The organism is Geoanaerobacter pelophilus (genome assembly GCF_018476885.1).
In the GTDB taxonomy this organism is placed as follows: domain Bacteria; phylum Desulfobacterota; class Desulfuromonadia; order Geobacterales; family DSM-12255; genus Geoanaerobacter; species Geoanaerobacter pelophilus.
In genome coordinates this window covers 62,456-73,696 of sequence record NZ_JAHCVJ010000013.1, presented here as the reverse complement: position 1 = coordinate 73,696, position 11,241 = coordinate 62,456, and the positions used below count along the sequence as shown (strand labels likewise).

The window sequence follows — 11,241 nt, the reverse complement described above, 5'->3', positions numbered from 1 at the left end:
AAAGAGCGGGTGCACCAGTCAGTAGCCGGCTGGTCGGCAACCGCCAGCGGCACCACCAACCTCAACAACGCTGTCCATGCTTACACCTGCGCCAAGTGCCATGCACCGCACGTCTCTCGTCTGCCGCGGCTTGCAGTCACCAACTGCCTTGATGCGCGTCACTTCGGGCAGCAGCAGGCGGCAGTCATTGTTTCCACCGGGGCATCAACTGCCACACCGGGTAACATCATCCAGAGCACCTTGACCTCCTCGGCTCTGGGGGCCGGTCGCTTCCCTGGCGGCGGATCGCGCTACTCCAATACCCCTGGTTCCGCCCAGAACCCTGGTGGTTGGTGGTTCCAGACCAACCGGCCTACCGGCACGACCCAAGGTACCCAGCCTACGGTCGCTTCCTATGGCTCCAACTGCCACAACGCCACGAACGCCGGAGGCACGAGCTACAACCCGACCAACCAGAGATGGAACAAGCTGACACCATGGTAGTAATTAATGTCTCATGGGGCATCTTCGGGTGCCCCATGGATAAGACCTTTACACAAATTAGCTGTGATTTATAGAGAAAGGAGGTGCCGACTATGAAAAAGAGCTACGTAACTCCAAAGATTGTAGGTAGCGCAGTTGTTCATCCCTGCTGATCTGCAATGAAGCGTAAATAAAAAAAGGTGAGGTCGCTGCTGCGGTCTCACCTTTTTTAGTGTATTGATGCTTAAAAAATATTGTTGGTAAGTAGAGTATATGCTCAAAGCTATTCCAGATTACAGATATCCTGTAGCACTGTTGCTGCTGACACTAGTGGCCTTTTTCTCGATTGAAATCAGTCATCCGTACTACTTTATGCAGGACGACAATCGTGTCTTGTATTTGCCTATATATCTCCATAACCTTAGATCTGTGCTCAGTGGTGAGTTCCCATTTTACAATTTTCATCAGTATCTTGGCACTCCAGTAACAATCCACTATGCGGCCTTGTATCCAATATACTATCTGGCACTGCTTCTCAGCAATTTCATGTTTGGGCACTATTTCGCTTCATTCGAAATTATTGCTTTATTTCATCTAATTCTGGCCGCTCAAGGTTTTTATTTTTTCGGGCGATATTTTGAGCTTGACGATGCTAGTTGTCTTTTTGGCGGGATTACGTGGGCATTTTGCTCTTTTGTGATCATCGGAGGGAATTCGTGGATCCATGTAACCGGGCTTGCTGCGTATCTCCCGTGGATTCTTTTATACACAGTAAGACAATGTTATTCCTTTGACCTCAGAGCTTTTCTCCTGCTTTTGTTTTTTAAGGTTTGCAATCTACTGCTGGGGTATCCACAATATTTCTTGTATACAGCCACGTTTGAAATTTTGACTGTTATTCTGTTTTGCTTGCTTGACTCTAAGTCGACAAAGTTTACTAAGGCACTTGTATCTTTCACGGTAAATTATTTTTTAGTCGTTATTGTCACCCTTCCTATAATTCTACAGACCGCGTGGCAGACAAAGGTTTCTGCATACAGAAGCAATCCATTAAGCTGGAATGAATATGTTGGTTACAGCTATAATCTCAAATACTGGCTAAGCGGGCTTATTGACCCATTTAGTTCAACTTCGGTAATTACTCAATTTGAACTTCATTACCTCTCATTTGTCGGGTATTTGACAATTTTGTTCTTTTTTTTGTATCTATACAAAAGAAAAGTGCTTTCTGGTAAATGTGCTGTTCTGGGAACGGTTTCAATCATCCTATTCTTGTTTGCTATTATGTGGGCTGGCGAACTGATAGTAACGCGGCTTTTTTATTACGTTCCAGTATATAACAGAATGCGCTACCCGTTTAAGCTGGCAATCTTTGGTAGTTTCTTCATTACGGTCATTTCAATTCTTGGTTTTGACATCTTCCTGAAACAACTATCTGATTACGCATCCCTAACGAATAAAACTGTTAAAGTTGTTGCGGCAACGGTCATTGTCGTTCATCTTTGCATCTTCATTGCGGTGTATTCCTTCTCACCGCAGCGAACGTTTGGCTATCATGAAGACCCTCTCCCCTTGACAGAACCTCTAAAAGCTACCATTGCTGATGGCAGGATTATAAGCGCCAGTCTTGACGACGTGATACGTGGCGATAAATTGATTCCCGGTTTTTCTGCTCCGTATCTCGGATATGACTATGCAACACTCTGGGGGCTGTTTCATTTCGGGGGATATGACCCGCTTGTGTCACAAAAGGGAGGTAAGGCATCGTTAGGCATAAAGAACAATCCGGTGTTTAATCTTCCGGCAGATGAGCCATTTTATATTCCGCAAGAAACACTTGAGCATTTTCGGAAATGGGGGGTAAAGTGGTACGTAGTTAATAAGGCAATACCTTTGGATCCTGCTGCACCGTTCCAGTTGCAATACAGCGATACGTATCGCAATGTTCTGAAAGACAGCTTGGCACGACCTATGGTCTACTGGCAGGAGGCGGTTGACAACGCAAGGCTATCCTATCGATTCAAAACTAATTCAGTGGAGATAGATTCAGATTGCAATAAAGCAGGCACTGTTATTGTTAATATGCTGTACCATCCTTATTTTACCGCGCAAGTGGATGGCATCCAGATAGAAGTTGCCGAGACGGCAGACAACCAAATGTCTTTATCCGTGCCAAAGGGAAGACACTCAATAGCTCTCAGGTATGCCGACCGGAGTTTTATCAATGGAGCGAAAATCTCTGGCGCAGTTATTCTGCTGATCATTTTATCTCTCTCCTTTGCTAAAATAAGAGCTAGACTAGTTAATCTGTTTCTTTATTAGTGTCCCAACCTTTTTTACTTGTTCATGATGGGCACTACTGACTAAAATATAGGAACCAATCAAAGATGGCGGCACTGGATTTTTCGCGAATATTTGACCTGCTGGGGAAGATCCATACTCTGCTTCCCTCTCTTTTCAACTCCACCCGAGCATTGCCTCCCTTGTTTGTTCATATCGAAGTTACCCACCGTTGCAACGTTAAATGCGCAATGTGTTATCAAGACGTCAAGCTGTCTCCCCAAAACGAACTTACCTTGCAGGAGATAAAGCATATAATTGATCAACTTCCCAAGTGGTGTATCCTCTCTCTCACCGGCGGAGAGCCGTTTTTAAGGGAAGATATTGCCTCTATACTCGAATATGGAATGAAAAGGGGCAAGTGTTCCCTTGTTACTAACGGGTCTTTGATCAAGGATAGCCATATTGACATGATTGTACGAAACAGGTTGCTGCTTATGGCCGTATCTATAGATGGAATGCAGGAAACTCACGACAGCATCCGCCGCAGCCCAGGTCTCTTTGACAAGGCCGTCGAGGCACTGGGCAAAATCAAGGAAAAAAAGAAAGAGTTGAAAACATCCTTCCCACTAATTGACATAAAGACCGTCATCTTAAAGGAGAATCTTCACCAGTTGACTGATATCCTTAATCTGGCTGATAGTCTTTCAGCAGATTTTGTGACTTTTTCGATTCCTCGCTCGATGGATAATATATACAGTGCTCCCTATCGTATTGATTTACAGGAAATCTGTCAGACACAGCCTGTATATCCGGTGTTAGGGAATGATGATTTGACCGTTCTGACCAAGCAGATAGAGGAAATACGAAAGTACAAGGGAAAGGTCAAAATCCGCACGTATCCGGAAAAAATGTTGAATGAAGTGAACCTTGAAAAATTCTATCGGCAGGAACTCACTCCCCAGAGTTTCAACTCCTGTTTCCTGCCTTGGTCACGAATGTCCATTTCGCCCCATGGGGACGTTTTCCCCTGTATGTCCTTTCTGGTCGGAAACGTCAGGAATGACAGCCTTGCCAAACTATGGAACAATGATCGTTTCAGAGCCTTCAGGGCGTCACTCGATAAAAAGAGTTTGTCCAGTTTCTGCTTCAGTTGCTGTCACTCTGAATGCAATGAGAGCGCTGATTGTAATTCTGTCAATAGTCCTGGCAGGACTGGGGAACATTAGAGCTTTACACGGATTTTTGCATGCAAAGCATATAGATTCATCTTCATGGCTTTGCAAGGGGCTGAGTAATTTGTTGTTAACGGAGATTTACATTCTTGGTAAATGAGTCGGCATGTCAAGCTCAGAAAGTGTACCAATCATCTCGAGTAGCCCACTGGGACAGGCTTGCGGATAGATTCAGCCATTGCGGCCTGCGGAGTGAGTACCATCGGAGGCTAACAGAGCTCTACCGGGAGATTATCCCTGCCGATCAGGCTGTACTTGAGATCGGATGTGCTAAAGGTGAATTGCTGGCATCTTTATCTCCGGCGCGTGGAGTCGGGGTCGATTTTTCGGAGGGGATGCTGCGGCATGCACGGCAGTTGCACCCTTCTCTGGAGTTTTATCTCAAGGATGCTCAGAATCTTGAAGGGATCAGTGGGAGCTTTGATTATATAATATGCTCTGACCTAGTTGATGACCTCTGGGATGTTCAGGAGTTCTTGCTGGCTGTGCATCGGCTCTGCACTCCTGAAACAAGAATCGTTTTCAATTTCTACAGTCATCTTTGGAACCTGCCACTACGATTTGCTCAGCAGCTCGGATTTGCCAGGGAAATGCTCCCACAGAACTGGCTAACGGTTGAGGATCTGATTGGCCTGTTAAATCTCAGCGGTTTTGGCACTGTCAGTCATCGATCAGAAATATTGCTGCCGCTGGCCGTCCCTGGGGTCACATCACTTTGTAACCGGGGACTTGCCAAATTCAAGCCGTTCAGCTGGTTTAACCTGACCCATTTTATCGTAGCCAGAGCTTTGCCTGTCAGATTCGATAGTACTGCAAGGCCGACCGTCTCGGTAATTGTGCCCACTCGCAATGAAGCCGGCAATATAGTAGAAGTCATAGAACGTATTCCGCAACTGGGCGCTGGGACAGAGATTATTTTCGTTGAGGGGGGCTCAAGCGATGGCACTTACGAGGTCATTGAGGCTGAGATAGCCAGTCATTCGGAATTGAAATGCCGACTTATGAGGCAAAGTGGCTGTGGCAAAGGGGATGCGGTGAGAACCGGGTTTGAGGCTGCAGTCGGGGATATTCTGATGATTCTGGATGCCGACATGACTGTTGCTCCTGAAAGTCTGGAGAAGTTCTACATGGCCCTGGTTCAGGGGCATGGTGAGTTCATCAATGGAGTTCGCCTGGTTTATCCATTGAATGATCGGGCAATGCGTTTTGTTAATCTGATAGGCAACAAGTTTTTCAGTATTGCATTTACCTGGTTGCTTGGCCAGACGATCAAAGATACATTATGCGGGACCAAGGCACTGTGGAAGCACAGCTATGAGAAGCTTGCCGCAAACAGGAGTCATTTTGGAGACATTGATCCTTTTGGCGATTTTGACCTGTTGCTGGGGGCAGCACGATTGAATCTCAAAATAGTAGATTTACCAGTTCGTTACGGTGAAAGGCTTTATGGAGAGACAAATATAAGCCGTTGGTCGCATGGGTTACTGCTATTTCGGATGCTGCTAGCTGCCGCCCGGAAACTGAAGTTTGTCTGAAATATGACTGGTTATTCAGGATACTAACGACAGATGTATATAATTGGGCTTTCCGCATACTATCATGACTCAGCCGCAGTGCTGATCCGCAACGGAGAGATCCTGGCGGCAGCCCAGGAGGAGCGCTTTACCAGGGTTAAGCATGACTCGGCCTTCCCTGTAAATGCGGTGCGCTACTGTTTAGATTTCGCCGGTATTTCTATGGCAGCTGTGACAGCAGTTGCATTCTATGACAAACCTTTCCTGAAGTTCGAACGTCTACTGGAGACCTATTACGCCTTTGCACCGCGAGGGCTCACTTCCTTTGTGGCGGCAATGCCTGTCTGGATCAAGGAAAAACTGTTCCTCAAAAAGCTGCTTCTGGAAGAGTTGCAAACTGCCGACGTTACCTGCCCGGCTGATATCAAGTTGCTCTTCCCCGAACACCATCTTTCCCATGCTGCCAGTGCCTTTTACCCGTCACCTTTTGCAGATGCGGCTATTATAACTCTGGATGGGGTTGGTGAGTGGGCAACTGCCTCAATCTGCCATGGTGAAGGGGGGGCTATCAGAGTTTTGAAGGAGCTCAGGTTCCCTCACTCGCTTGGACTCCTTTATTCAGCAGTAACATATTATCTCGGGTTCAAGGTTAATTCCGGCGAATACAAACTGATGGGTCTTGCACCTTACGGTAACGCTTCTTCCAGTCGGACAGCCCGCTTTGTCAGTAAGATTAAAGAGCAGTTGGTTGATATCAAGGAAGATGGTTCTCTGCGACTCAACATGGAGTACTTTGATTTTGCAGTCGGGCAAAAAATGGTGGACATCACCAAATGGGAAGAGCTGTTTGGCTTCACAAGGCGCCAGGAAGAGGCGGACCTCCTGCCGGAGCACTGCGATCTTGCACTTGCGACTCAGCTGGTAACGGAAGAGGTAGTGCTGAAGATGGCCGGTGAGGCCAGACGCCTGACCGGATCGGCTAACCTCTGTCTTGCTGGCGGGGTTGCTTTGAATTGTGTTGCAAATGGCAGGTTACTGAAAAGTGGTCTGGTGGAAAATATCTGGATCCAGCCGGCTGCCGGCGATGCCGGAGGTGCTCTGGGAGCGGCTCTGGCAGCCCATTATATCAGCTGCTCCGGCTCACGCCAGATTGACAAAAACTTGGATCGAATGCAGGGTGCCTACCTTGGGCCGGAGTACTCTTCGCTTGAAATCGAGCGGATGACCAGAAAGTTCGGCGCTGTGTCCCACTGTTACGAGTTGTTTACGGAACTCTGTGATTTAACGGCCAGCCTGCTGGCTGATGGCAACGTCATCGGCTGGTTTCAGTCGAGGATGGAATGGGGGCCGCGTGCCCTCGGCAACCGGAGTATTCTGGCCGATCCTCGCTCACCAGAGATGCAGAGCAAACTTAATCTGAAGATCAAGTTTAGGGAGGGGTTTCGTCCCTTTGCTCCGGCAGTGCAGATGGAGTGTCTTCAAGAGTATTTCGATCTCGCTGTTCCTTCCCCGTACATGTTGTTGGTGGCTGACGTGCAGGCACACAGGCGAAATTCCTTGCCAGCCGATTTTCAGGCACGGGGAGTGCGAGATAAGCTCTGTCATCTTCGCTCCGATATCCCGTCGGTGACCCATGTCGATTATTCCGCCCGGGTGCAGACAGTCCACCGGGAAACCAATCCCCGTTTCTGGCAGCTGCTTGAAGCGTTCAAATGCAAAACCGGTTATGCCGTCCTGGTTAATACCAGCTTCAATGTTCGCGGTGAACCGATTGTGATGACGCCGGAGGATGCCTATCGTTGCTTCATGCAGACAGATATGGATTATCTTGTGCTTGGGAATTTTATCTTTGACAAGAAGATGCAACCGGATTTTCATGCATCTCCGCTGCCCAAATTTCAACTCGATTGATAAGGAGTAAAGGTGACTTTTCTGAAAGAGTTGTGGCTGTTTCTGCTGGAGAGAAAGAAGTGGTGGTTGCTGCCGATCATTGCAGTGCTGCTGTTTTTAGGACTGCTGATCGCAGTCTCAGGCGGCTCGGCTCTGGGCCCTTTCATCTACACACTGTTCTAGTATCATGATTCGGTACCAGGCAATATGCGCCTATTAAACAAGTTAAAGTTGAATATAGACAGGGTGGCCTACTTGATGTTGCTAATCTCAGCCTTGGTCCTGTTTTTTTCACTTGGCGGGTTGGCGGTGACATTGCTGGAAGACAAGGCGTCAGTGGCTCGCACTGACGCCTTGCTGCCAGGCATTATGACTGTCGCGGCCTTTTGCTCTGCCTGGAGCTGGTGGTGGGTTATGCTACGCAGGCAACAGGGAGAAGCTGGCCCTGATGGCAGTACCCTGCAAAAAAAGGTGCTTTTCGGTCTTATCCATGCCTCGCTGCTGGTAACAGTGACTCTTATTTTGATGAATTTTGCCGCCTCGTTTTTTGCCGTGAACTGGCCGATGAGTGGTTTGCACGGGGTCTCTTCAACAATAGGTAAGCAAGCATGGGAATACCAGAGTAAAAAAGAAGGTTATGTCCAGGTCAACTCCTGGGGGCAGAGAGATGTTGAACATTCTGTCGCGCCCCAGGCCGGGTTGTACCGGATGATTTTTGTCGGGGACTCTTTTCTGGAGCAGGGGGCAAATGTGCCTCTCGTCGCACGAACTGCAGCTCTGCTTAATGGGGTTGCCCCATCCTACGAGCTGATAAATCTCGGTGTCTCAGCAACAGATCCTGATGAATATTTTTACCGGCTGAAAAGGGTAGGGCTTCCCTTGAAGCCGAATCATTGCGTCATGACTATCTATGCAGGCAATGATTTCATCCATGACCGCACTCTACTGAGCTATGGGGGGGTATCGGCAACGTACCCCAGGCTGTCCTTTCTGCAGGTTCTCGGGCTGCGATCACTGGATCAGGTGATCAGCAACGAGCGCCGTCCGGTGCTACGAGCCTGGTTCAAGGGGGGGGCGCTCCTGAAGCACGAGCTGGAACTGCAGGAGATTTTTGGCAAGACAGGCAATGATGGTGAGACAGAAGGAGAGTATCTCTCTTTTTTCCCTCCAGAACGCCAAGCAAGGCTAAAATCGGTTCTTAACAGCTCTTCTGCCGAGGCAAGAAGCTTGTTCTTCAATATGCTGCGGCATCCTGACGAAGGAAGGTTTCGCAGCTACTTTCTGGATGTTGCAACAAAAGCTGCCAATGGGATGCCTGCACCGGAATATATTGACGACAGCTATGCATATGGTTGGGTCAAGGCTTCACAGGAGCTTTGCCGCAGGAATGGGGTCAAATTTACCCTTGTGGTTATTCCTGAGGGCTTTAGCGTCGATTCCAGGATGACAGCCCACTATGCGGCGCTTGCGGATATGAAAGCCTACCTGAAATATCTTGATGATGCGACCAGCCGGATTGTCAGTCATGCCCGTAGCGATGGGATGGATGTCATCGACCTACGTGAGGTGTTGGCCAAAGTTCCGGGAGCCTATCTGAATATGGATGGTCACTGGTCACAGCAGGGTGTGGACCGGGTTGCACTGTATTTAGCGGACCGGTTTGCAAACGCCAAGGATAACAGCCAAGGGAAATAGGGAGAGTATGCTGAAGAATCAAGAAAAACCTTCGCGTGCGCTGGTGTTGGAAACTTTTGCAATCCTGGCCCTTTTCTCCCTTATTATACAGCAGGTTTTAGGACACCGGCTGCTGGCATGGCTGGCAATACTGTTGCTGTGCATTGCTCTCTTTGCCAAGCAACTTGCACTCCTCATTGCGAGCTGGTGGCTGAGGGTGGCTGCCAAAATAGCTTCATTCAACAATAGAATTCTGCTTGGTACTGTTTTTTACCTTGTGCTGGTGCCCGTAGCAGCTGTTTATAAACTGTTCAATAAAGACCCGCTCGAACTGAAATGGCAACAAAAGGAATCCTATTATTCCGAGCGTAATCATACTTTTCAAAAAACAGATCTGGAGAAAATGTGGTAAGAGCCGGTGGCCGCAGGCAGGTTGATCCCTGTTTCGAAGGATGCTCCTGGAGGACTGACCTGCTGCTTGCTGTCGTGTGTGGCGTTGTATATTTCAAATGCCTGTTTTACGGCATCACTCAATCAGACGACGAGGTGCTCATCACCGGCAGTCTCCCCTATCTGAAGAACCTTGCCAATATTCTCACGGTATTCGCCACTGACGCTTTTTACCAGGTAAAGTCCATCGATCTATATCGGCCGTTGCAGTCAGCTACCTTTATCATCGATGCCCAATGGGGAATGGATACGGTTTTAGTAGCCCACGGCACCAACCTGCTGTTGCATATCCTCTCCTGCCTCGCTGTTTTTCGCCTGTTCCTGCTGTTGAATCTCCGCCGGCAAATCGCTTTGCTCGGGGCGCTGGTCTATGCAACCCACTATCTCTTCATGACGGCGGTGGCCTGGCTGCCAGCCCGTGGTGATCTTCTTCTAGCGCTCTTCACATTTCTGACCCTGATTACCTTTATAATCCAGCTTGAAACCGGAAAACTACGCTATTACCTGTACCACGGCATGTTCTTCACCCTGGCAATTTTCTCCAAGGAGAGCGCAGTTGTTCTGCCCCTGCTGCTTTATATCTATGTGTGGGCATACAGGAAAAAAGACCTTTTAACCAGGAAGAAAACGGCATTTCTTGCCCTCTATTATGCCGCTGTGCTCACAGTTTACTTCATGCTGAAATCAGCGGCAGTGATACTGTACAAAGGGGATACGGGGATTGTGCCGTTTCTGAAAAACCTGCGGACTTTGCCGGAGATGGTTGCCAGGTTTTACCTGCCGGTCAATATGTCTACCCTGCCTGAATACAAGCTCTCCGCCACCCTGGCAGGAGTGCTGGTGCTCGTCGGGTTGACTGCGTTGCTCTGGCAGGCAAGAGAAAGAGTGGGGCGGGAGGTGCTGTTTGCGGTCGCCTGGTTTTTACTCTGTATCCTTCCGGGGATGGCTTATTTTCCACTATTCTACTATTTTGCTTATGAGCATGTGGATCATCGGGCCTATGTGACCTGTTTCGGCCTGCTGTTGCTCAACTTGCAGCTTGTACAGGCCTACGGGTTGGATCAGAAGCGCTACTTCAATAGCGTGACACTGGGACTGCTGCTCTACCTGGCCCTGTTCAACCTGTATTACAGCGGGAATTACAAGGACCCGGCGGCTTTTGCCCTGAGGGCTATCCGCACAAATCCCCATTCTGCCCAGGCCTTTGCCACCTACGGCACGGCGTTGCATCTACAGGGGCGTGATGACGAAGCACTGGAGAATCTGAACAGGGCGATTCAGATCTTTCGTAAATACATGCCCGCCCTCCACACCAGAGCTGAGATATACCGCTTGCGAGGTTTGAACCGTGAGGCTTTGGCTGACCTGAACACCTTGTTGGCAACTGATCCGGAGTACAGTGCCGACGATTATTATTTGCGCGGCCTTATCAGAAAAGAGCTGGGTGACAGTGCCGGCGCTGCGGCGGACTTCAACGCGGCTCTGCGGCTGAATCCGGAACATGGCGGGGCGCTCGACGCACTAGGCCTTGCACCGCAGTCGACGCTGAACATAGATTCGCCCCGCCGGACAGGCGATGGCCGATAGAGTTAAATTTATGTCAGGCCAATATTGGTTGCCTGGCTTGTGTGTGGGAACTCTTCAGAATTCGTCTCGGGGCCTGAGAATTATTGCCTTATGGCGCATCAGGCGGTTGCAGTACCAGCTATTCGTTTGGTTAGATACTACTTGTTGGC

At 48.9% G+C, this 11,241-nt stretch carries 9 protein-coding genes; all 9 read left to right on the top strand.

What is annotated here, in order from left to right; genetic code table 11:
• Positions 1-483 (top strand): hypothetical protein (locus KI809_RS19765; RefSeq protein ID WP_214173333.1); only part of this gene is annotated, 483 nt, incomplete at its 5' end.
• A gap of 252 nt (positions 484-735) precedes the next feature.
• Positions 736-2,784 (top strand): glycosyltransferase family protein, encoded by a 2,049-nt coding sequence (locus KI809_RS19760; RefSeq protein ID WP_214173332.1) that lies wholly within the window; start codon positions 736-738, stop codon positions 2,782-2,784.
• A gap of 65 nt (positions 2,785-2,849) precedes the next feature.
• Complete coding sequence (locus KI809_RS19755; protein ID WP_214173331.1) at positions 2,850-3,971, top strand: radical SAM/SPASM domain-containing protein; 1,122 nt, start codon at positions 2,850-2,852, stop codon at positions 3,969-3,971.
• Positions 3,972-4,099: 128 nt separating this feature from the next.
• On the top strand, positions 4,100-5,512 hold the full coding sequence (locus tag KI809_RS19750) for a glycosyltransferase (protein WP_214173330.1): 1,413 nt from the start codon (positions 4,100-4,102) through the stop codon (positions 5,510-5,512).
• A 33-nt stretch (positions 5,513-5,545) separates the two neighbouring features.
• Positions 5,546-7,402, top strand: a complete 1,857-nt coding sequence (locus KI809_RS19745) for a carbamoyltransferase family protein (RefSeq protein WP_214173329.1) — start codon at positions 5,546-5,548, stop codon at positions 7,400-7,402.
• Positions 7,403-7,414: 12 nt separating this feature from the next.
• On the top strand, positions 7,415-7,564 hold the full coding sequence (locus tag KI809_RS19740; protein ID WP_214173328.1) for a DUF5989 family protein: 150 nt from the start codon (positions 7,415-7,417) through the stop codon (positions 7,562-7,564).
• 75 nt (positions 7,565-7,639) lie between these two features.
• On the top strand, positions 7,640-9,076 hold the full coding sequence (locus KI809_RS19735) for an alginate O-acetyltransferase AlgX-related protein (protein ID WP_214173327.1): 1,437 nt from the start codon (positions 7,640-7,642) through the stop codon (positions 9,074-9,076).
• Positions 9,077-9,083: 7 nt separating this feature from the next.
• Entirely contained in the window at positions 9,084-9,467 is a 384-nt protein-coding gene (locus KI809_RS19730; protein ID WP_214173326.1) for an SxtJ family membrane protein, read from the top strand.
• A complete protein-coding gene (locus KI809_RS19725) occupies positions 9,461-11,092 on the top strand; it encodes a tetratricopeptide repeat protein (RefSeq protein ID WP_214173325.1) in 1,632 nt (543 codons plus the stop codon). Before KI809_RS19730 ends, KI809_RS19725 begins: the two co-directional genes overlap by 7 nt.
• Positions 11,093-11,241: the final 149 nt, after the last annotated feature.

Excerpts from the sequence above, each read along its gene's own strand:
- KI809_RS19760 (WP_214173332.1), top strand. The coding sequence starts at position 736 with ATGCTCAAAGCTATTCCAGATTACAGATATCCTGTAGCACTGTTGCTG.
- KI809_RS19755 (WP_214173331.1), top strand. The coding sequence starts at position 2,850 with ATGGCGGCACTGGATTTTTCGCGAATATTTGACCTGCTGGGGAAGATC.
- KI809_RS19745 (WP_214173329.1), top strand. The coding sequence starts at position 5,546 with ATGTATATAATTGGGCTTTCCGCATACTATCATGACTCAGCCGCAGTG.
- KI809_RS19735 (WP_214173327.1), top strand. The coding sequence starts at position 7,640 with ATGTTGCTAATCTCAGCCTTGGTCCTGTTTTTTTCACTTGGCGGGTTG.
- KI809_RS19730 (WP_214173326.1), top strand. The coding sequence starts at position 9,084 with ATGCTGAAGAATCAAGAAAAACCTTCGCGTGCGCTGGTGTTGGAAACT.